At 65.2% G+C, this 21,790-nt stretch carries 18 protein-coding genes; 12 read left to right on the top strand and 6 right to left on the bottom strand.

Annotated features, from left to right (window positions below):
* Positions 1 to 81 precede the first annotated feature (81 nt).
* On the bottom strand, positions 82 to 978 hold the full coding sequence (locus tag RRU_RS13100; protein ID WP_011390287.1) for a flagellin: 897 nt from the start codon (positions 976 to 978) through the stop codon (positions 82 to 84).
* Between the two features lie 316 nt (positions 979 to 1,294).
* On the opposite strand from RRU_RS13100, the gene RRU_RS13095 reads away from it, so the two are divergent.
* Genes RRU_RS13095 through RRU_RS13070 form a run of 6 tightly spaced genes read left to right on the top strand, consistent with a single transcriptional unit; the run spans position 1,295 to position 6,506 of the window.
* Positions 1,295 to 1,984, top strand: a complete 690-nt coding sequence (locus tag RRU_RS13095) for a flagellar hook assembly protein FlgD (protein ID WP_011390286.1) — start codon at positions 1,295 to 1,297, stop codon at positions 1,982 to 1,984.
* 15 nt (positions 1,985 to 1,999) lie between these two features.
* Positions 2,000 to 3,418, top strand: a complete 1,419-nt coding sequence (gene flgE, locus RRU_RS13090) for a flagellar hook protein FlgE (protein ID WP_014626400.1) — start codon at positions 2,000 to 2,002, stop codon at positions 3,416 to 3,418.
* 11 nt (positions 3,419 to 3,429) lie between these two features.
* Positions 3,430 to 3,717: a hypothetical protein gene (locus RRU_RS13085; RefSeq protein ID WP_011390284.1), complete on the top strand. Its 288-nt coding sequence runs from the start codon at positions 3,430 to 3,432 to the stop codon at positions 3,715 to 3,717.
* The gene (locus tag RRU_RS13080; RefSeq protein ID WP_011390283.1) at positions 3,714 to 4,226 is read left to right on the top strand and encodes a hypothetical protein; all 513 of its coding nucleotides are present in this window, start codon (positions 3,714 to 3,716) and stop codon (positions 4,224 to 4,226) included. The genes RRU_RS13085 and RRU_RS13080 overlap by 4 nt, the downstream gene beginning before the upstream one ends.
* Before the next feature lie 18 nt (positions 4,227 to 4,244).
* The gene (gene flgK / locus RRU_RS13075; protein ID WP_011390282.1) at positions 4,245 to 5,603 is read left to right on the top strand and encodes a flagellar hook-associated protein FlgK; all 1,359 of its coding nucleotides are present in this window, start codon (positions 4,245 to 4,247) and stop codon (positions 5,601 to 5,603) included.
* A gap of 12 nt (positions 5,604 to 5,615) precedes the next feature.
* Positions 5,616 to 6,506: a flagellin gene (locus RRU_RS13070; protein ID WP_011390281.1), complete on the top strand. Its 891-nt coding sequence runs from the start codon at positions 5,616 to 5,618 to the stop codon at positions 6,504 to 6,506.
* A 51-nt stretch (positions 6,507 to 6,557) separates the two neighbouring features.
* Here the strand turns inward: RRU_RS13070 and RRU_RS13065 are convergent, their stop codons facing one another.
* Positions 6,558 to 7,523, bottom strand: a complete 966-nt coding sequence (locus tag RRU_RS13065) for a hypothetical protein (protein WP_011390280.1) — start codon at positions 7,521 to 7,523, stop codon at positions 6,558 to 6,560.
* A gap of 287 nt (positions 7,524 to 7,810) precedes the next feature.
* Here RRU_RS13065 and RRU_RS13060 point away from each other — a divergent pair, with 287 nt between their 5' ends.
* Genes RRU_RS13060 through ubiV form a run of 3 tightly spaced genes read left to right on the top strand, consistent with a single transcriptional unit; the run spans position 7,811 to position 10,408 of the window.
* Positions 7,811 to 8,494: an SCP2 domain-containing protein gene (locus tag RRU_RS13060; protein ID WP_011390279.1), complete on the top strand. Its 684-nt coding sequence runs from the start codon at positions 7,811 to 7,813 to the stop codon at positions 8,492 to 8,494.
* Positions 8,487 to 9,491, top strand: coding sequence for a ubiquinone anaerobic biosynthesis protein UbiU (gene ubiU, locus RRU_RS13055; RefSeq protein WP_011390278.1), 1,005 nt, complete (start codon positions 8,487 to 8,489; stop codon positions 9,489 to 9,491). The genes RRU_RS13060 and ubiU overlap by 8 nt, the downstream gene beginning before the upstream one ends.
* Positions 9,492 to 9,505: 14 nt before the next feature.
* A complete protein-coding gene (ubiV, locus tag RRU_RS13050; protein WP_011390277.1) occupies positions 9,506 to 10,408 on the top strand; it encodes a ubiquinone anaerobic biosynthesis protein UbiV in 903 nt (300 codons plus the stop codon).
* A gap of 57 nt (positions 10,409 to 10,465) precedes the next feature.
* Here the strand turns inward: ubiV and RRU_RS13045 are convergent, their stop codons facing one another.
* Entirely contained in the window at positions 10,466 to 10,873 is a 408-nt protein-coding gene (locus RRU_RS13045; protein ID WP_011390276.1) for a winged helix-turn-helix transcriptional regulator, read from the bottom strand.
* Between the two features lie 150 nt (positions 10,874 to 11,023).
* Here RRU_RS13045 and RRU_RS13040 point away from each other — a divergent pair, with 150 nt between their 5' ends.
* Entirely contained in the window at positions 11,024 to 11,635 is a 612-nt protein-coding gene (locus RRU_RS13040) for an NAD(P)-dependent oxidoreductase (RefSeq protein ID WP_011390275.1), read from the top strand.
* A gap of 33 nt (positions 11,636 to 11,668) precedes the next feature.
* Here the strand turns inward: RRU_RS13040 and RRU_RS13035 are convergent, their stop codons facing one another.
* Together RRU_RS13035 and RRU_RS13030 are read right to left on the bottom strand one after the other, a co-directional pair.
* Positions 11,669 to 16,762 (bottom strand): AAA domain-containing protein, encoded by a 5,094-nt coding sequence (locus tag RRU_RS13035; RefSeq protein WP_011390274.1) that lies wholly within the window; start codon positions 16,760 to 16,762, stop codon positions 11,669 to 11,671.
* Positions 16,763 to 17,060: 298 nt separating this feature from the next.
* A complete protein-coding gene (locus tag RRU_RS13030; protein ID WP_011390273.1) occupies positions 17,061 to 19,313 on the bottom strand; it encodes a PBP1A family penicillin-binding protein in 2,253 nt (750 codons plus the stop codon).
* Positions 19,314 to 19,472: 159 nt separating this feature from the next.
* On the opposite strand from RRU_RS13030, the gene RRU_RS13025 reads away from it, so the two are divergent.
* Positions 19,473 to 19,631, top strand: a complete 159-nt coding sequence (locus RRU_RS13025) for a YqaE/Pmp3 family membrane protein (protein WP_011390272.1) — start codon at positions 19,473 to 19,475, stop codon at positions 19,629 to 19,631.
* A gap of 30 nt (positions 19,632 to 19,661) precedes the next feature.
* On the opposite strand, the gene RRU_RS13020 is transcribed toward RRU_RS13025, so the two are convergent.
* Complete coding sequence (locus RRU_RS13020) at positions 19,662 to 20,297, bottom strand: MarC family protein (RefSeq protein ID WP_011390271.1); 636 nt, start codon at positions 20,295 to 20,297, stop codon at positions 19,662 to 19,664.
* A gap of 108 nt (positions 20,298 to 20,405) precedes the next feature.
* Here RRU_RS13020 and RRU_RS13015 point away from each other — a divergent pair, with 108 nt between their 5' ends.
* Complete coding sequence (locus RRU_RS13015; RefSeq protein ID WP_011390270.1) at positions 20,406 to 21,785, top strand: long-chain fatty acid--CoA ligase; 1,380 nt, start codon at positions 20,406 to 20,408, stop codon at positions 21,783 to 21,785.
* Positions 21,786 to 21,790 lie beyond the last annotated feature (5 nt).

Genomic DNA, 21,790 nt, shown 5'->3' with positions numbered 1-21,790 from the left:
CCTCCCCGACATAAAAAAAGGCTGAGGGGGGTGGGTGGTTGGTCGTGGGCTCCACCCCCCTCATCCCCTTAAGGCTAACCGTTAGCGCAGCAGCTGGAGAAGCTGCTGGGGCATCTGGTTGGCCTGGGAGAGCGCGGCGATGGCCGCATTGGTCTTCACCTGAGCCGAGGAGAAGTTCGACTGCTCCTTGGCGACGTCGGCATCGGTGATCGCCGACTGGGCGGCATCGAGGTTTTCGGTCGAACTGGCGATCTGCGCCGCCTGGAACTGGAAGCGCGACATCTGCGCACCGACATCGGCACGGGCACCGGCTACGGCGCTGATGGCCTTGTCGATCGCGGTGGCGGCGAGCTGCGCGGCGTCGATGTCTTCCTTATTCGTCGTGGCGCCGGATTTATACAGCGTGGTTTCCAGGTCCAAACCAGCGACAGCGTTGAACGTGCCATCGCCCAGCGTGGTGCCCGAGGTGATTTTGATATCGATAATGTCGCTATTGGCGGTGCTGCCGGAGGTGCCGGCGTTGGTTCCCACCAAGAAGGACCCCGAATAGCCAGCGCCAGTGCCTTTAAGCAGCTGATCGCCATTGAACGTGGTGCTGGCGACGATCGAATCGATTTCCTTAACCAACTGATCGTATTCCGCGTTGATGTAGGCGCGTTCGGTGTTGGTCACGGCGCCCGAGATCGACTGGGCGGTCAGGGTCTTCATACGCTGCAGAATGTCGCTGATCTGCGACAGGCCGCCATCGGCGGTCTGCAGGATCGACGTGGCATGCGAGGCGTTGGTGGCGGCTTGGTTCAGCGTGCTGACGTTGGTCTGCAGCTTGGTGGCCACGGCCAGACCCGAGGCGTCGTCCGACGCACGGTTGATTTTCGAACCGCTGGCGATGCGGTTTAAGGAGTTGGTCTGTTCGGCGGCGTTCATGTTGAGGTAGCGCAGCGCCGAGTTGGCCGAGGTATTCGTCGTGATGACGGGCATCTGTTTGATCCTTCTGGTGGAGTACCCGTGAAAGGGACTGTCGCGGGAGCCTTCTGATCCCGGGCGAGTACCGGCTGGGGTGAACCTGTCACCTGCCGCTCTGTGGGGTGGAACGGCGCGGCGGGCGGGTTACTGGCGCGGTTTTTTATAAAAAACGTCGCCAGCCCGAAAATTTCACCGATCCCTAAAATCCCGCATTTTTTCGCGCCAGTTTTCCCGGCGCTCTTCCGTTTGCCTTTCGACAGGCGGTGTCCCGTCCCCCAAGGGCCAGTCCCCCAAGGGTATGTGGCCGCTCCCCCGAAAAGGACGGATGACGATGAGCACGATTACTTCCACGTCTTCAACGGAAACGAGCGGTAAGGCCACCTCGACCTCGGCAGAGTCGCTCAGCAAACTCGACGAGAATTACAAGTTGTTTCTTACGGTGTTGACCACGCAGCTGAAAAACCAGAATCCGCTTAATCCCACAGATCCCAACGAGATGACCCAGCAGCTCATCTCGTATTCGCAGGTCGAGCAGCAGATTTTGGGCAATCAGTACCTGGAGAATTTGGTGCTTTCGACCAACAACCAGACGGCCGAAACGGCCCTGGCCTTTGTTGGCAAGGAAGTGGTTTACACCAGCGATAATCGGGAATTTTCGGGCGAAAAAATCGACTGGAAGATGACCGTCCCCGAGAGCGCCAAGTCGGTTTCCTTCGTGGTCACCAACGCCAAGGGCGACGTTATCTATTCTAAGACCGAAACGCCTGAAAGCGGCGCTTACACCTTCACTTGGGATGGCGCGACCACCGCCGGCAGCAAAGCCGTTGATGGGTCCTACACCCTTACCGCCAAGGCCACTCTGGCCGACGACAAGACCAAAACCATCGATCTGCAAAGCACCAGCACCGTCGCCGAGGTCGATTGGTCCTCGGGCGCGGCCCAGCTCAAGCTGGCCAATGGGTCGTTGATTTCACTCTCCAACATTGTCACGGCGCGTGTCGCCGCGGCCAAAGCCGCCTAACGGGGGAAAACCACCATGAGCAGCCTGAGCAGTTCCCTCAATGTCACCACCATGAGCAGCCTGAGCAGTTCCCTCAATGTCGCGGTTTCCGCGATGAACGCCCAATCGTCGTCGGTGTCGGCGATTTCCAACAACTTGGCCAACAGCAGCACCATTGGCTATAAAACATCGAACGCCAGCTTCTATTCCCTGGTGACGGGAACCGGGTCGACCAGCAATTTCACCGGCGCCGGCGTCGTCGCCAGCGCCACCCAGAACGTGATCAATCAAGGGGTGATCGTTGGCACCCAGAACGTCACCGATCTGGCGGTCGACGGCAAGGGCATGTTCATCGTCACCGATCGCTCGGGCAGCAACGAGCTGTATTACACCCGCGCCGGCGACTTCTATCCCAACGCCGACGGCGATCTGGTCAATTCCAACAACTATTATCTTCAGGGGTATCCCACCGATCGAAACGGGGTGCCGCTGACCAATACGGGCAATTCCGGCGCTTCTCTTGAGACGATTAATTTGGCGGGCGCCACGGGCGCCGCCAAGGCCACCTCGGAGATGAGCATCCAAGCGGTCCTGCCGGCCCAGGCGACGGCGGGGGATTCGACGGCCGTGCCACCTGTCGCTGCCTATACTTCGTCTTCGGATGTCGAAATCTATGATAGTTTGGGTGTCGCTCATACCATGACTGTGAAATGGACGAAAATGAGCGATACAAAATGGACAATGACTTTGTATGACCCGAAACTATCAAGCGATATGACGGGTGATGCTACTGGTGCGATTAGTTCAACGACTACTGGGGTTACAGACGTTCCTGCGAATGCTGGGCCGCCGGCTACTTCTCATGGTATTGCGGTGGATGTGGAGTTCACGGATCAGGGATTGCTGAAGACTCCATCGGTCTTGGCTTTGAAGATAACTCCCGATGCCTCCAACGGCACGGGAGCGGCTATCAGCGAAATCGCCCTTAATCTCGGCACGGCTGGCAAAGCCAACGGCCTCTCGACCTATTCTAACGAAGATAGTGATGGCAAGCCGGCGGTCGATTTGAAGAAGGTCGTGCAGGACGGCGTGACCTACGGCACCTATTACAGCAACACGATTTCCAAGGCCGGGTTGGTTTATGCCAATTTCACCAATGGCATCAGCTATCCGATCTATCAGGTTCCCTTGGCGATGTTCTCCAATGTGAACGGTCTGGAGGCGGTCTCGGGCACGGCCTATTCGGCCACGGTGAAATCGGGCACGCCGACCTATGTGACGGCGGGCACCGGCGGTTCGGGCGGGGTGTCGTCGGGATCGGTTGAATCCTCCACCGTCGATACCGCCGCCGAGTTCAGCAAGCTGATCGTCTCGCAGCAGGCCTATTCGGCCGCCACCCAGATCATCAGCTCGAACCAGGAAATGTTCCAGAACCTGATCTCGGCCAAGCGCTAAGGCCGCCCGTCATGCCCCATTCCCCGCAGCCGGGTTCCCCGGCCAGGCCCCTGCCTGATGAACAGATCCTGGATCGCTCCAGCGCTTTACTTCGCCGCTGTGGCGAGGGCTTGGCGCGGGCGACGCCCGAGGATCTGTTGGCGATGATCGTCGATCTGCGCCAGGACCTCGCCGGGTTGCAGGGGCTGCGCGACGAGCTTGCCGGTCGGCTGGATGCGGTCCAGCGCCACAAGGCCCCCGGACGGGCCTATGCCCGGGCGGCGACGCTTGGCACCGCCAAGCCAGGAGAAAGCCGATGACGACCTCCGATCCGTCCCCGTTTCCCGCCGATGTCACGGCCCTGGCCGCCGATCGCGCCCTGCTGGCCGAGTATACGTCGGTGTTGGGGGAATTGACGCGCATCGCCGAATCCGAGCGGATGATCCTGCGCAGCCGCGACGGGGAGATCTCGCCGCCGATGGCGGCGCGCCAGGAGCGCCTGGGCGAGCGTTATGCGGCGCTGACCATTGGCTTGAAGGCCCGCGCCCGCGCCCTTTATGGCGCCAGCCTGCTCGACCCGGCGCAGATGGAACGCAAGATCGTTTATCTGGTGACCCTGATGAAGGAGAACCAGCGGCTGATGAACGCCCGCAAGGCGGCCACCGCCCTGCGGGTGGAGGTGGTGATGCGGGCGATCGCCGAGCGCGAGGCGGCCAGCGCCCTGGGCGCCCCCGCCAATGAGGATGGCGCCGAAGATCTTGGCGAGGAAGACGCGACGCCCGGCGACCGGCCGGCGCGCGGCGCCTCGTCGACGCTTCAGCGCCTGTAAGGTCAAGGAGACGCGCCCATGTCCATCGCTTCGATCATTGCCACCGGCCGCAGCGGCATTCTGGGCGCCCAAGCGCAGATCGCCGTCACCTCGACCAATCTGACCAATGCCGGGGCGACCGGCTACACGGCCAAATCGGCCTCGACCTCTACCCAGGTCTATGGCGGCAAGGCGGTTGGCGTTAATGTCGTCGGCTACGGTAATTCGGTCGATCAGATCCTGGCCGCCGATGTGGTCAAATCCGCCTCGACCGCCGCCTATGACGACACCATCGCCAGCTATTTGTCCTCGGTCCTCAACAGCTATGGCACCACCGCCAAGGGATCGCCCTTGGAAAGCGCCACCACCGCCTTGCAGACCGCCGTCAGCAACGCGGTGACGGCCGGGGCGGACAGTGACTCGGTTGACAAGGTGGTCGCGACGCTGGAGACCTGGACGAAAAGCCTCAATACCCTGTCCTCGGCGATCCAGTCGTCGCGCACCGCCGCTGACCAGCATGTGGCCGAGGAAGTTGAAACCATCAACGGCCTTCTTGGCGATCTCGACAAGCTCAACAGCGAGTTTTCCAAGGCCAAGGCGGCGGGCAACCCGACCGCCGATATCGAAGACCAGCAACGCACCCTGCTGACCTCGCTCGCCACCCATGTCGATATCAACTACTACACCACCGCGACGGGCGAGTTGAACGTCTTCACCAAGGGTGGAAAATCGCTTCTGACGTCAAGCGTGCATAAGTTGGCAGCCGAGCCGACGGGGATCCTTAAGGCGGGTAACCCAGGTGCGAAGATCACTCTTGATGGACAGACGGTGGTCGATCCTACAGTTGATCCGCCGATCAAAGAACTGACCGGGGGAACCCTTGGCGCGCTGCTGACCATGCGCGATACCACGCTGCCGGCGCTGCAGAAGGATCTGGATGCCTTCGCGACGGATCTGACCACCATCATAAATACGGTTTACCCGGGGCTGATTTCGACGACACCAGCGGGCGCTTCCGAAATCAAAGTCGCCGATCCTACCGCGATCACCTCGGGGGATACGGACAAGATGAAGGGTTTGTGGACCGCGCTGAGCGAGCCAATCACCTTCTCGGCCTCCACCGATGGCACTATGGGCGCCTCCAAAACCACCCTTATCTCGCGGGTCTCGGCCATTGTGGATAATGTCGCCGATCTTTCGACGGCGGCCAATTCCAAAGCCTCGCTTAGCGCCAAGACGGCGACGGCGCTCAGCGACAAATTCGACAACACCTATGGCGTCAATGTCGAAGAGGAAACGGCGAAAATGCTGGTTTTCCAGCAGTCGTTCCAGATGACCTCGCAGGTCATCACCACGGCGCGCGAGATGTTCAATACTTTAATGTCGATGATGAAATAAGGGGGGCTTCCGATGCGTGTCGCCACGTCAACCATGAGTTCCTCGCTGATCACCCAGGCCCTGCGCAATCAGGGGGACTATAACAGCGCCTTGAACCAGCAAAGCTCGGGTCTGAAAGATCCCAGCCTGAACGGCCTGGGCGGCCTAGCCGGCACCACCGTTAGTCTGGCCAGCGACCTGAAACGATCCGATCATCTGGTCACCCAGGCGACCACCGCCCAGTCGGAAGTGGAAGTCGCCTATGGCAAGGTCTCCAAAATCGCCGACCTCGTGAAAACCGCCCAGGTGGCGATCACCGCGGCGATCAGCGGCGATGTTTCCAAGGCCACCGGCTTGCAAGCCTCGGCCGAAGGCTGGTTGACCGATATCGCCGCGATGCTTAATACCCAAGTGGGCGGGACCTATGTGTTCGCCGGGGCGGGAAGCGTCGGAGCGCCGGTCGATCTTTCGGCATACGGCGGCGCCTCCAGCACCGACACCAGCTATTATAGCGGAACGACAACACCTACGCAGATGATGGTCGATGCTGAAGGCGGCATCGAATACGGCACCCTCGCCAACGATCCGGCTTTCGCCAATACGCTGAAAGCTCTTTACGATATTGCCAATACCAATCCGCCCACTCTGGCGACTTTGCAGTCGGCTTCCACAGCGCTTAGCGCCGCCACCACCGATCTTGGCAAAACCCTGGAAACCCTCTCGGCGCAATCGGATCGGCTGACCGCTTTGGTCGATACCCAGACCGAGTTCCAGCTTTTCGCCGAAAGCGCCCTGGAGAGCCTGACCAAGGTCGATGTCGCCGAGGCCACCGCCAAGGCCTCCGAGCGGAGCGTGGTGCTCAAGGCCTCGTTCTCGGCCCTGTCGTCGATGATCAGCCTGTCGTTGCTTGATTACCTGCGCTGATCCCGGCGCTGGGCGGCCCCGCCGGGACGCGGGGCCGGTATGGGCCGAGGCTTAGCCCTCGGCCTTCCGCCCCAGGGGGGCGCGGCCGTGGGCGATCAGCCAGCCCAGCGTCGTCACCACCGCCAGGGCGGCCATCGACAGGCCGAGCATCACCCAGTCGTGGGTCACGAAAGTCTCATAGGTGCGGGTCTGGGCCAGGGCTCCGACCAGATCGTGGCGCTTTTCGAAGATGCCGAGGACGATCGCCACCGCCAAGGCCGGGGCGCCGCCCACCAGCATCCAGCCACATAGCGGCGCCCTCACCCACAGGCCGGCCAAGGTGACCAGCAGCAGCAGCACGGGCGAGAAGAGTTCGACGCCGGCTTGCGGGGTGATGGCGAAAATCGGCAGGTGAAGGGCGGCGAACACCGCCGTCCAGGCGCCTAGCAGCGGCAAGGGCGGGCGCGGCCGGGCGTTTTCGTGCACGCGGGCGCGGACCCAGGCGCAGGCCGCGTCAAACGTCTCCGGGGTGCAAAAGATCACCCCCAGGGTCCGCCGCCCGCCGCGCAGCACCAAGGTGCGGTTGGCGGGGTCGACGGCCAAACCGTCCACCCGCTTCCACGGCAGGGTTTGGTGCGGCTGGTCGGCGACCAGCAGGCCGGGGCCGGCGCTGGCCGGGCGTCCCGACATCTGGGTCAGCCAGCGCAACAGCCGCCCGGTTGCCGGGGGGGCTTGGTCTAGGGTTTCGCGCATCAGGCCGCGCTCGGTCAGGGTGAAGCGCAGGCGCAGCCGATCGCCGCGCGGCAAAAGCGCCGCGACCAGCCCGGCCACCACCGGCGCGCAGACCACGGCCGCCAAAGCGGCGAGCAGCGGCGGCAGGCCGGCCCATTTGCCCTGAACGCCAAGCGCCATGGTGGTGACGAAAGCCAGCACCAGCCAGACCAGGATGGCGACACGCGATAATCCGCCAATCAGACTCCGCCGGCCGAGAAAGGCGATATCGACATCCCAACGCAACGCGGGAAGAGTGGTGCCCATAGTATGAAACCTTCATGCCGAAGCGATGGAAAAGCGACCTTGCGCCGTTTCTTGCCATCACGCCTTGATGCAGTTCAAGAAATCAAGGTGATCGCGCCCTCGGCGCCTCTCGCCGCCCGATAAAACCGGCGGGGCGGCGAAAGTGGACCGACCGGTTCAGACGCCTGCGCGCCAGCCTTGACGCTGGCCGTCGGGAGTGGTCATGTCTGAGCGTAACCTGAATCAATGACGGGCGATTTTCCGTTGGCTAAAGTCCGCCGGACCATCGAGCCGAGAAGGAGTCTTTGATGACCGAAATGACCGGTCTCACCCCGCTGATGATCGCTGGGCAATTAACGCGGCCGCTGCCGTTTTCCGTGGTGCAGGCGCTGACCGCCCCGGTGTTCCGTCACTGGACCCAGGTTTGGGGACCGGCGCTCGGCAACCGGCTGTCGGGTCAAACCGGCTGTTTGTCGATCCGCCCGGTTGGCTGGCCGGTCTGCGTCGAGATCAGCCTTTTTCCGGCGGACGCGGCCGATCCCAAGGGTCGGGTCGAGATGTCCCTCGCTACCCCGGAAACCAGTCTGGCCACGGCGATCATCAGTGCCGCGCCCGAGGTTCTGCTTGACCTGATGGCGGCCAAGGACGGCCCCGATGGCGACGGCGCCTTTTTCTCGCGCGCCTTGCGCATGGAAGGCGATACCGGGCTGGTCATGGCCTTCCGCTATGCCATGGAAGACGCCGGGTTGAACCTGGAAACCCTGGCGCGCGACGTTCCCGCGCCCTTGGCCAAGGTGATCGCCCTGTTGTCGGGGCGGCTCGCCCCCCTGCACCAACGGGCGATGAAGGATCTGGAGCGGGCGCAGACCCTGCTGTTCGCCCCCTTGCGCGGCGATCTGGCGCGGTTGACGGCCCGGGTGCAGCGCTTGGAGGCGGCGGGCCCGGCCCGGCGCCCGCGCGTCGTCTCGAAGGGGGATATCGCCCATGGTTGAAACGCTGTGTCGTCCGGTTCGAGACGACTCCATCGAACTCGAATGCCCGGCGGGCACCCCCGCCGCCCTGGCGGCGGCGATCGAGGCTGGGGCTGATTCCATTTACTTTGGCTTCCGCGACCGCACCAACGCCCGCAATTTCCCCGGCCTTAACTTCACCTTCGACGAAGCCGCCGAAGCGGTGGACGCCTGCCGCAAGGCCAACGTGAAGCCGTTGATCGCGCTCAACACCTATGCCGATGCCGGCGACGAGGCGCTGTGGCGGCGCAATATCGATTTCGTCGCCACCCTCGATGTCGAGGCGGTGATCATCTGCGATATCGGCTTAATGGATTACGCGGCGAAGAAGCATCCCGATCTCGCCCTGCATCTGTCGGTCCAGGCCTCTGCCTCCAACCCGGAAGCGGTGGCTTTTTATCGCGAGGCTTTCAATATCCGCCGCGTCGTGCTGCCGCGCGTGCTGTCGGTGGCCGAGATCGCCAGCCTGACCGCCGAGATCGCCCCGGTCGAGGCCGAGGTTTTCGTCTTCGGCGGCCTGTGCGTGATGGCCGAGGGCCGCTGCGCCCTGTCGTCCTATGCCACCGGCCTATCGCCCAACAAGGACGGCGTGTGTTCGCCGGCCAGCCATGTGCGCTATGAGCAGGAAGGCGACGTGATGGTGTCGCGTCTGGGCGATTTCACCATCAACCGCTTCGAAGCCGGCGAGTCCGCGGGCTATCCCACCCTGTGCAAGGGGCGGTTCTGTTCGCCGGCGCGCACCGGTCATCTGTTCGAGGATCCGACCAGCCTTGACGCCTCGGCCATCCTGCCCGATCTGCGGGCGGCGGGGGTCAAGGCCCTGAAGGTGGAAGGCCGCCAGCGCGGCAAGGCCTATGTCGCCCAGGTCATCCGCGCCTTGCGTCAGGCCCTTGACGGCGTCGATGCCGGGCTTGCCAAGAACAAGCTGATGGAAGGTGGCGGCGCCACCGAAGGTGCCTACCGGCGCGACTGGCGATAAGAAGGGTGGAAAGAATGACTCGCGTTGATATCGCGCTCGGGCCTTTGACCTATAACTGGCCCGCCGACAAGCGCCGCGCCTTCTATGAAGACATCGCCAAGCAGCCGGTCTTCGACATGGTTTATATGGGCGAAACCATTTGCGCCAAACGGTCGGCGATCGTTGGCGAAGCGATGGCCGACAGCGTGCTGGCTTTGGAGGCGGCGGGCCGCACGGTGGTCTATTCCACCTTGTCGCTGGCGATCACCGATCCCGAGCGTCAGGCGATCACCGATGTGGCCGCCGATCGGGATCTGCTGGTTGAGGGCAATGACGCGGGTGCCCTGCGCGCCTGCGCCGGCCGCCCCCACCATGTCGGCCCCCATGTGAACGTCTATAACGAAGGCACGCTTGATGTTCTGGCTGCCCGGGGCGCCACCTCGATCTGCCTGCCCTGGGAATTGGAGCGGGCCTCGATCGAGCGGCTGGCGGCGCGGGCCCGTCACCACGGCATGGTCGCCGAGGTCGAGGTTTTCGGCAAGGCGCCGCTGGCTATTTCGGCGCGCTGCCACCATGCCCGGGCCTATGGTCTGGCCAAGGACGGTTGCCAATATGTTTGCGGCAAGGATCTGGAGGGCATGCCCGTCGATACCCTTGATGGCGAGGCCTTTCTCACCCTCAACGGTTTGCAGACCCAGGCCGATGCCGTGACCCTGCTGGTCTCGGAAATCGCCTCGCTGGTCGAGGCCGGGGTGGGGCGGTTGCGCCTGTCGCCGTTGAACATGGACATGGGGGCGGTCGCCGGCATCTACCGCGCCTTGCTTGATGGCGCGCTCGAGGCCGATGTCGCCCAGGAGCGGTTGATCACCCTGCTTGGCGATCGGGCGGTGGCCAACGGTTTCTATTACGGCATCGAAGGCTCCAGCTTCGCGGCTTGACGCACCTGACGGTAAGGGCCGGAGGGCGTTCCCAACGGAGCGCCGTCCGGTCCTTTTTCATGGCCGCCTTGCCGTCAGGGCGGCGGTGGTGGCGTCAAAACGGCTTTGGGCGACGGTGATCTGGGCGAAATTGGCGGTGATCCAGGCAAACAGCGGATCAAGGGCGGCGGCCAGGGTGTGGCCAAGCGGCGTGATGGCGTAATCGACGCTGACCGGCGTCGTCGGGATCACCGTGCGCAGAACCAGCCCGTCGCGTTCCAGCCGGCGCAGGGTTTGCGACAGCATCTTTTGGGAAATGCCGTCGATGGCCCGGCGCATCTCGTTGAAGCGATAGGGCCGCTCCACCAGCAAGCCAAGGATCAGCACCGTCCATTTATCGGCGATGCGATCAAGAACCTGTCGGGTCGGGCATTGGGCGACATAGGGATCGGCCTGCTGGGCAAGGGCGGCTACGAGCGCGTTCATCGCGGCGATTTTCCTTTGCAAGGGACCTTCGAGGACGCCCCTTGCGGTTTCCCTGCGGTGACCTGCGCGGGGGAAAGTGCCTTCTTGCGGGATTTGTGAAACAGGGGCATCTGGTATCCGACAGTAACCTGCTTCATCGGAGAAATCATCATGCCTATCGCCCTAATCGGCGCCTCGGGCAATGCCGGGTCGCGCATCCTTGCCGAATTGTCGCGTCGCGGTCACCGCGTCACCGCCCTGGTCCGCCATCCCGAAGCCATTCCCGCCTTGCCCGGCGTCACCGCCCAGGCCGCCGATGTCGGCGACGGCGAAACCCTGGCCAAGCTGCTGGAAGGTCACGACGCGGTGATTTCGTCGGTGCATTTCACCGCCAGCGATGCCCCAACCCTGATCGCGGCGGTGCGCACCTCCGGCGTCGGGCGCTATCTGGTGGTTGGCGGGGCCGGCAGTCTGGCCGTGGCGCCGGGCAAGCGGCTGATCGACGATCCGGGCTTCCCCGCCGTTTATCGGGAAGAAGCGGGCAAGGGCGCCGCCTTCCTTGATCTGCTGCGCGGCACCGAGGACCTTGATTGGACCTTCCTGTCGCCCTCGGCCGAATTCATCGCCGGCGAGCGCACCGGGGTTTTCCGCTTGGGCAGCGATGATCTGCTGGTCGACGCCAACGGCCGTAGCTGGATTTCCTTTGAGGATTACGCCATCGCCCTGGTCGACGAGGTGGAAACGCCGCGCCACCCCAAGGCGCGGTTCACCGTCGGCTATTAAATCAAAGACCCTGGGAGCAGGGGGCGGGCGATCCTATCCGTCGATGCCTTCGAGCATCGGTTCCGCCGCCTCCTCGCCGGCTTTTGCGCGCTTGGCGCGGCTTTTGACCCCCTTGCGGATGTCGGCGATAGCCACCAGCGTCGCCTCGCGGCGAACGAACCAATGGGCCCAGGCGTTCAGAACGCGCGGCTCGCCGGTGGTCGGATTGAGGTCGTTGGCCGCTTTCTGGACCACAACCAGGGCGGCCTGAAGCCAAGCCCCCCGCCTTTGCGGGGTAAGGGGGGCATCGTTCATGTGCAGGGCGCCGCCCCGGGCCACGGCCACGCCGTTTGCGGGCCGGGTTCCGGCGTCCTTTTTGTGCAGGAAGCAGAAAATCTCCTCGCCCTCCGCCAGAACGGCGCCATCCCCCAGATCCAGACCGATGCCCGGGGTCGGCAGGGGGGCCTCGGTCGGCGTGGGGGGCGCCTCGACAAGGTCTGCGGGCGGCGGTTCGCTTGCGATCGCCGGCCGGGCCACCTCGATGTGCAGGGTATGGACATCCCCGGCGCCGGCCATGCCCAGCGGCTCGATCCCCAAGCGGGTCATTGTCGCCTTCAGATCGTCCAGGCAGCCCTGGCGGTCGGAGATCCACGACGATCCCCAGCATCGCCAAAAGATCCAGCCCAGACGTTCGAGCGCTTTCTGGCGGCGGAGGTCGTGGGCCCACCGGTCCGGGCCGTGATACTTGTCGCCGTCCAGTTCGATGGCAAGGCGGCGGTCATCGGCGCCTTCGACCACGAAGTCGATGCGGTAGCCGCCGACGGGAACCTGCGGCTTGAGGCGGTAGCCGAGATCGAGCAGGCATCTGCCAAAGTCGCGCTCGAAGCCGGAATCGCAGAGATCGAGCACCTCGGTGGGCTCGATGACCTTGCCCGCCGCCATCGGATTGCGGAAATGCTCGATCAACCTCGCCTTCAGGTCGCCCGGCTTGAGGTGGCTGGCGGCGACCGAGCGCACCAGCACGAGGCGGTCGCGGGCGCGCGAGGTGGCGACGTTGAAGCGCTGCTCCCATTTGCGCTCGGCCTGCATGATCGCCGTTTCCGGACACGCGACCATGGACAAAAACATGATATCGCGCTCCTGGCCCTGGAAGGTGGCGGAACTGCCGCAGAGGATGCGGTGCTTTTCGATCACCTCGGTGCCAAGGTCTCTGACCAGCCGCTCGTAGATCAACCTGGCCTGGGCCGATCCGATCAACGAGATCACGCCGATGGAGCGCCTCTGGAAAGCCGGGTCCTGGGTCAGTTTGGTGATTTCATCAACGATGACATCGCTCTCGGCCCGGTTGATCTCTCCGGTCTTGCGGCCGTGGGGCACATAGATGTCGATGAGTGGCGGATCGAGGCGTTCGGACGCCTTGGGCAGGCGCAAGGGGATCAGCGGCGTGGGATAGAAGCCGCTGCTGAAGCGGATGATCGGCTCGACGCAGCGGAAATGCTCGCGCAGCATCACCGCCTTGCCGGGGAAGACCATGCCGCCCAGCTCATAAAGCGAGGTCGCCGGGTCCATCTGATCGGCGAAGGGCAAGCCGCTGAGAAAGGTGGTGCGCAGCTGGATGATCTTGCGGTCGTTGAGCCCGATGATCGTCGGGCTGACTTGCTTGTCGTCGCCGACGATCAGTACCTTCTTGCCGCGCAGGATGGCGGGCAGGGCGGTGATATCGGACTGCGAGGCCTCGTCGATGATGACAAGGTCGAAGGCGGCAAGGTCGGGCGGCAGTTGTTCGGCGACCCGCCATTCCGGAAGAATCCAACACGGCACCGCCTGGGCCGTTTCCATGGCGGCCTCGCGGATGATGCGGCGCTGCCGTCCGGCCGATTTGCCCGTACCCTTGCCCAGGCGGGCGATGGCCGCGCCGAATTTGGCCAGGGCCGCCTCCACCTTATTGGACATGCCAAGCTTGAGGCCAAGGAAGGTGCGCAGGCGCACGAGCTCGGCGAAGAGCTTCCTTTGCTCGGCCTCGGCCCTGGCGCGGTCTTCGGAAAGCGCGCGGACGGTTTCCCTGTCGCCGAGCGAGCGCAAATGGCCCTTCGCCCGCGCCCAATCCCAGGATTTGCGCCAGTCATCGGGAGTCCAGGGATCGTCGCCGCCCCGGGGGGGCTCCGTGCGCAGCTTGGCCGCCCACAGCGGGGCGCCGGAGGCGGAAACCTTGCCGACCAGGGCATCTAAGCGGGCGATATCGTCGGCGATGGCCTCAAGCCGGACCGCCTCCGATAGAATGCTGCGCCACGCCTCGGCGATGGCGGTTTGTGGGATATCGGTCAGGCCGAGGGAGTGGCAAATCGCCCGCAGGGCCGCATGGAACGGCAAAGGCAGATCTTGGGCGATCGCCAGCCCCTCGGCCTTCACCGTTTCGGCGTCGGCCAGATCGGCCTTTTCCAGATTGACCGCCAAGGCCTCGGCCAGCCGCGCGGTACGGCCATGGTAGAGCGCCTCATCGATGTCGAGGTCATAGGGGAACAACAGGCGCAGCGCGTCGCGGCAAGGCTCGACCTCTTCGTGGAGCCTCCACACCCGCTCGACCAAGCCGCCAAGTCTCAGGACCGCGCTTTCGGCGCCACGCCCTTCGGCGGGAAGGGGCGGCAGGTCCAGGGCCTGGGCGATGGCGTTCCACCGCCCCAGGAACAGGCCAAGCTGCTGGCGCCAGACCCGATAGGCCTGGATGGTCGCCCAGTCTTCCCGGGTGGCCGGCGGATGACCCTCGAGACGCACCGCCTCGATCCGCGATTTGAGGCCGCCCTTGAACAGCGAGAACACCCCGAAGGGGTTCCGACCGGCGGCCAGATCCTCCAGGGCCTTGTCGAAAGCCGGGTCCTCGGCGCCGCCCTCGAGGATCACGCCCTTGAGGGCAAATCCGCGGCCCCGTTCACACAGCGCGATCCAGTTCGAGAGGACCACCTTGAGGGACGCCAGGGCCCTCTCGTCCATGCGCCGGAGACCAAGCAGACCGTGATAGACGTCAAACAGCCAGCCCTCGCTTTCGAGGTCGTTCAGGGTTTCGCCGAGATCCTGGAGCCATTCGGCCAGGGTCTGCGCCCCATCGAGGCCGATGGCGTTGTCCAAGGACAGGGCGGGGATCTCCCCGGCGTTGGCGTAGGCCTCGATCTCATTGATGCGGGCAAGGCCGCGATGGGCGGCCAGCACCCGGGCGAGTTCGGGCAGGTCGGCCGGCTTGGGCAGCGCCTCGTGGGGATAGGCGAGGTCGCCGGCATGGCGGTGGCGAAGGGCGCGGATTTCGGCGATGTCGGCTTCGCTGAATCGTGGCTGGTGACGGGCCTGCGTCGTCAGGCGGTCTTCGAACCACAGGTGGCGCGGGCTTTCCTCGACCACCGCCTTGGCCACCTCCATGGGCAAGGCGGTGTCGTCGCCATAGGCCATCGGGGCGAGGTTATGGTTGGCGAAGGCCAAAAGCTGGCGGTCGACCGTGGCGATGGTCTCGCGCAGGCTGGCGATGCGGGCCTGTTTTTCCCGGATCTCCTCGTTGACGATCCGTGGATTGATCGATTTGGCCTCGTCGGCCAGGATGCGGACGGCGTTCTCCAACTGGCGCGCGCCCTCGCGATCATTGTGGATGACGGCGATGGCCAGGTCGCGGATGCCTTCGGGGATCTTCTCCTGCAGCGCGGTCAGGGCCTCGGGGGTTTTCGCCGTGACCAGCACCCGCCGCTTCGTCGCCAGATAATGGCAGATGATATTGGCGATGGTGTGCGTCTTGCCCGTGCCGGGCGGCCCCTGGACCAGCACCCCCACGGTGTCGTCGTCTTGCAGGCGGCGGATGATCTCTTGCTGGTCGTCGTTATAGGGCAGCGGGAAGAAGTGGATCTCCTCGGCCGGCCGGACGCCCTGAAAGGCCTCGCCCGCCCCGGGGGCGAGGCTGCGGCTGAGGGCCCGGTCGGGCAGGTCGAAGTCGGCCCCGCTGAGGTCGATCAGGCTGTCCTCGCCGGCGAAGGGCAAGGTGTCGGAGGGGGCCTCGACGAAGCCCCGGGCCGGCCTTGGCAGGTCGCTTTCGTCGGTGACGGCGTCAAGCTTCTTGATCAGGCGGCTGATGTCATCCTTGCGGATGTCTTCCCCGCGCGGGCGGACGTAAAGAACCCAGGTGTCGGTGATGCGCAAAAAACCGTCGACGGCCGGCAAGGTGCGGTCGCCCGGGTCGCCCAGCGTGTCGGGATGATAGATGCCGGTGGCCGAGAGCCGGGCGGCGCAGACCCGCAGGACGCTTTCGAAGCTCGAGGTGTCAAAGGGGGTGAACCCCCGGTCCGGGTCGTCGACAAGGGCGTCGAACTGCGCGCCGATATCGCGTTCGATCGCTTTGCAGCCCTCGATCTCCAGGGCGTGAAAAGGGCGTAGGGCCAAATGGGGCAGGGTCCGCCGCGGCCGGATCAGCAGAGTTCCGTCCTCTTCCAGCTCGGTCTCGACCAATTGTTCGATCAGCGGGGCGCTGACGCGCTCGGTCTTGGTCGCCCAACGCGCCATGCCGGCGCCGAAAACCAATTCGATCGGGGTGTCGTCCCCCATCGACAATAAGCTCAGGTGGATTGCGTAGATCTTGTTGTAGAAGTCGATGGCTTGGCGCCGGGGGCGTTCGACCTGGGCCCAGGCGGTCCAGGGGCCGTCGATGTAGTCCTGCCAGAGCCTGCGAAAATCGACCATATTGGCCGTGCGCAAGATGACATCCATACGCTCGGGCAAAGCCGTGTCGGCTTTGACGGGGACCATGACGTCCTCGAGGTCGGGCAGCAGGCCCGCCTCCGCCAGATCGGAGATCTCCTCGATCGGCAAGGTGAGCATGCGCTCGGCCACGAGCTTGGGCGGTGTGTTCGGCGACGGATGGGAGGCGACGTCGACCCAGCCGTCGAACATCGCATCGCAAGGCGGCGGCGGGGTTTCGCGCAGCCGTCGCGCCCGCACCCAGGTTTCGGCGTCGACGGCGATGTCGACCCCCTCCAGGCCAACGACGACGTGCTCGGGAAACCGCGGATATTTTTCGCGCGTGAGGTCGAAAACCACCTTGTCGTTAAAGGACAGCAATTCCTCGGTATATCGAAGGAGATTGCCAAGATCCTTCTTGGTTTTCGCGAGAGCGTCCATCCACCTCGTCCCTTACGCCAAGCCAACCGCTAGAGCGGGATGGCGAAAAGTGTGCGCGGTTTTCGCCTAAGATCCCGCTCTAACATTTAGATTTAGATCAGGATTCAGATTTCAGGTCGATCAGACCTGAAATCATCCTGATCTAGCAAATCGTCGTCGCGCCCTGTTCCACAGCGCTCGGGATTTGCTCCAAGTATTCCAATGATGTAGCGCAGGCCAAGGGGGCAGGAAAGCGCGATGTCGGGAAAAGGGCGTGATCGTGGACGCCAAGGACCCGCCGGCGGGAGGGGGGCGGGGGTCAGCGCCCCCAGACACCCCGGCCGGCTTGGCGGGCCTTGCGTTCGGCGGCGACCAGATCGGCCGGCGCGTCGGCGGTGGCGCGGGCGCCGCCGTTGAACAAGGCCACTTCCGACAGATCCCAGCCTTCGACATCGCAGCGCCAGCGCTCGCGTCCCGCCGGGCGGCAGGTGACGGAGCGATCGCCGATATAGCCCGCCATATCGCGGGCCGGACGGCCGGTGAGGCCCTTCACCCCTTCAAGGCGAACCACCCGCCCGCCCAGGCGCAAGGTTCCGGTATCGACCACCGCCTCGGGCACGGCCGAGAACGGTTGGCGCGACGGGACGGCCGGCGCCGGGGTGGGGGCGGGCGGAGCGGCGGCGGGGAGGGTGGCGGTGGTGGCGGCGGCGATCGGCGCGGCCGGGGCGCTGCCCGCGACCCCGCCGGCCAGGGCGCGGGCGGCGAAGCTTTGCCACAGCTTGGCCGGCAGGCCGCCGCCGCTGATGCCGGTCATCGGCGTTTCGTCGTCATTGCCGACCCAGACGCCGATCACCAGATTGCCGGCGAAGCCGATGAACCAGGCGTCGCGGTTGTCCTGGGTGGTGCCGGTCTTGCCGTAGGTCGGCACCCCCAGGGCGGCGGCCCGTCCGGTCCCTTGGGTGACAACGGCGTTGAGCAGATCAAGGGCGCTGGCGCGCGGCCAGGGCGCCCGGCCCGACTGGCGCACCGGCGGGCGGATCTCGCCACTGCCCGGGGTGCGCAGAACCTCGATCACCCGGGGCTGGACGGTGGCACGGTCGGCGGCGACGGCGGCGAAGGCGCTGGTCAGATCAAGCAAGGTGGCGGGGAAGGTGCCAAGGGCCAGACTGGGCAAAGGTTGGAGATCGTCCTTCAATCCCATCGATCGCGCCGTGGCGATCACCGCCTCGCGGCCCACCGCCTCTTGCAGGCGGACGGCGGCCAGATTGTAGGAATGGGCGAAGGCGACGCGCAGCGGCACGCTGCCATGGCCGGCACCGCCGCCATAATTCTCGGGGCTCCAGCCGTCGATCGTCAGCGGCGTGTCGTCGATCGGGTCATCGGGGCGCCAGTTGTTCGACAGCGCCGTAAGATAGACAAACAGCTTGAAGATCGAACCGGGCTGGCGGCGGGCCTGGACGGCGCGATTGAACTGGCTTTCCTGATAGTCGCGACCGCCGACCATGGCCAGGACCCGGCCATCGGGGGCCATCGCCACCAGGGCGGCCTGGGTGGCGCGCAGGCCTGCGCCCTCGGCGGCCATTCCCTCCTGGATCGTCTGCTGGGCCAGCACCTGCAGCCGGCGATCAAGGGTGCTGACCACCAGGAAGTCGCCCGACAGCGGCCCCAGGGCCTTGCGCGCCTCATCGGCGATCCAGTCCGACACCGCGCCATAGGCCGGCAGTTCGACCGGCGGAACGGCGAGCGAGGCGGGATGGGCCTTGGCCCAGGTCGCCTCGTCGGCGCCGATCAGTCCCTGGTCGCGCATCACGTCCAGAACCAGTTCGGCGCGCTGGCGGGCGACATCAAGGGCCGTGGTCGGGCCGGTGCGGGCCGGGGCCTGGATCAATCCGGCGATCATCGCCGATTCCGCCAGCGACAGATCGGTCACCGGCTTGTTGAAATAACGCCGGGCGGCGGCATCGACGCCATAGGAGCCGGCGCCGAGATACAGCGAATTGAGGTAGCGTTCTAGAATCTCGTCCTTGGTCAGCTTGCGCTCGATCCACAGGGCGAGCATGGCCTCCTGGATCTTGCGGGTGAAGGTCTTTTCCGGGGTGAGCAGGGTGTTCTTGACCAGTTGCTGGGTCAGGGTGCTGGCCCCTTGCGTCCGTCCGCCCGAGCGCAGATTGACCCAGATCGCCCGCGCGATGCCCCTCGGATCGACGCCCCAATGGTCGCGGAAGCGGCGGTCTTCGAAGGCGATCACCGCGTTGACCAGCGAAGCGGGCATCTCGGCCAGGGCGACTGGCCGGCCGGCGGTGACCCCCCGCGTCGCCACCACCGTGCCTTCCGCGTCGGCGATCAGAAACCCCGAACGCTCGGGCTCCTGGAAGCTGGGCGACAGCGGCATGGTGTAGAGGTTGATCGCCAGCACAAGGACGCCAAGCGCCAGAACCACGCCGGCGATCGCCAGGGCGATCCGTCCCGGGTGCCGCAAAGCCGGTCGGCGAGGGGGGCGGGGGGCTTCGGGCGGGTCGATGTCTTCGGGACGGCGGTTGCCCGACAGGCGATCAGAAGGCGAGGGAATCATGGGCGGGCCTTGCGTGTGGCCGCTTTCGGGCCGGGAAGAGGAGACGGCGGGCTTGGGTGGCGGTCAAGCCTAAGTCAAAGACCATGGCCGTCCTAGGGCAACCTTTCCGGGCGGTCTGGGTTTCTAGGCGACGGAAATACCTCATCTGGAGACGTCGCCATGGATATCGTCCGCATCATTATCGCCATCCTCCTTCCGCCGCTTGGCGTGTTTTTGCAAGTCGGATTGGGAAAGCAGTTCTGGATCAACGTTCTGTTGACCTTGCTGGGCTATATCCCCGGTATCGTGCATGCCATCTGGGTGATTGCCAAGTACTGATGACGGCGGCCGGAGGCCCGGCCGGGGGGGTTACAGGGCGCCCAGGGCCTCCTTGGCGCCGCTGATGATGAACTGGACGGCCAAGGCGCCCAGGATAATGCCGAGCAGGCGGTCGAGCGTATGGGTCAGGGTTTCGCCCAGCATGCGCTGGACCGCCCCGGCGGTCAGCAGAAGGGCGAGCGTGGGCAAGGTCACGGCCAGAATGGCGACGATCACCCACATCAGGCCAATGGCGGTGCCATCGCTTTCGCGCGAGAACAGCAACACGGCGGTGATCGCCCCGGGACCGGCGATCAGCGGGATGGCCAAGGGAAAGACGCTGGGATCGGAGGTTTCGCCGCCCATCTCCTTGTCCATGGCCTTGGCGCTTTCGTTGCGGCGGATGGTGCGCTTGGCGAAGATCATCTCATGGGCCAGCACCAGCAGCATCAGGCCGCCGGCGATACGGAAGGCCGAGATGTCGATCCCCAGCAAATGCAGGAATTTACCGCCGGCCACGGCGAAGGCGACGAGCACGAAGGTGGCGAGCAAGGTACCCTTGATCGCCACCTGACGGCGATAGGCCGCCGGTCGCCCGGCGGTCAGCCCGACGAAAATCGCCAGCAGACCCAGCGGATCGACAAGAACGAGCAAGGTGGTGATCTGCGATAACAAGGAATCGATCATGGGGGAATCCGAAGCGGGAGTGACGCTCTCCCCGCAAGTGGGGGGAGGGGAGGGCCGAGGCAAGCCGGGGGTTGAAAGCCTGCCAGTGCATGGCCGATAAAGAGCCCCATGACAAGCCCTAGCAAGACCCCCAATCTGTTCGCCCCCCTTGCCGAGATCGACGCCGAACGACCGGCGCTGATCAGTGAAGAGGGACTCCTGACCCATGGCGCCCTGCGGCGCCGGGTGGGCGCCGTCCAGCGTTGGCTGGCCGATCAACCCGCCGAACGGCCGTTGCTGCTGAGCGCCACCGCCGCGTCCGACCTGCTGCCCGCCTTCATCGCCGCCGGCGCCCTGGGGCGAACGGCGGCGGTGGGCGATCGCCGGTGGTCCGAGGCGGTGCGGGCGCGGGTGGTCGCCGCCCTTGGTCAGCCGTTGATCGGCGAGTCCCTTCCGGCTTTCCCAACCGGAGAGGCGGCCGACGACCCGCCGCGCTTCGCGCCCAATCCCTCCCGGCCCTTCTATGTCGGCTTCACCTCGGGCACCACCGGCCTGCCCAAGGCCTATGCGCGCAGCCATCGCTCGTGGATCGAAACGATGGTGGCCGGGCGCGATGGCTTCGCCCTGGACGCCGCGGATCGCATTCTGGTGTTGGGGCCGCTCGTCCATTCCCTGGCGCTCTATGGCGCGCTTCAGGCCCTTTGGCTGGGCGGGGCGGCGATCGTCGACGGGATGGGGGGATGGGGCGTCGATCAGGGGGCGACGGTGGTGATCGGGGTGCCGCCGCTGCTGGCCGCCCTGGCCCGCACCGGCCCCCATTCGGCGATCCGCACGGTTCTTTCGTCGGGCCAAGCCCTTGATCCCACCACCGAGGCGGTGCTGCGTCGCGGCTTTCCCAAGGCCGTCCTCGTTGATTTCTATGGAACCTCCGAACAGAGCTTCATCGCTTGGCGCGCCGTGGGCGAGGAGGCGACCCGGGGCACGGTCGGCCGCCCCTTCGCCGGGGTCGAGGCCGAAATCCGCGATGCCGAGGGTCGGCCCGTCGCCCCAGGGGTCCAGGGCCGCTTGCATGTGAAAAGCCCGATGGTCTTCGACGGCTATCTTGAAGGCCTTGATCGGGGAGGCTTTTCCAGCAAGGACGGCTGGTCGAGCGTTGGCGATCTCGGCTGGCTGGGCGAGGATGGAACCCTGACCCTGGCCGGGCGCGAGGGCGGCATGGTGGTGGTTCGCGGGGTCAATGTCTTTCCCCAGGAGGTCGAGGCGGCGCTTAAGGCCCTGCCCGGGATCCTCGATGCCGGGGTCGTCGGTCTGCCCGACGCCGGACGCGGCGCCTTGCTGGTCGCCCTGGTGGAGGGCGAAGGCGTGGTCGATCCCGCCGCCCTGGGGGCCTTGCGCCCGGAGAAACGGCCGCGGCGGATTATCGGCGTTAGCGCCCTGCCTCGCACCCTGACGGGGAAAATCGACCGCCGGGCCCTGGCCGAGCTGGCGGCCGGCTTGATCGCCCGATAAGGCGG

This window comes from Rhodospirillum rubrum ATCC 11170 (assembly GCF_000013085.1).
In the GTDB taxonomy this organism is placed as follows: Bacteria; Pseudomonadota; Alphaproteobacteria; order Rhodospirillales; family Rhodospirillaceae; genus Rhodospirillum; species Rhodospirillum rubrum.
This window is presented reverse-complemented; position numbering and strand designations above follow the sequence as displayed.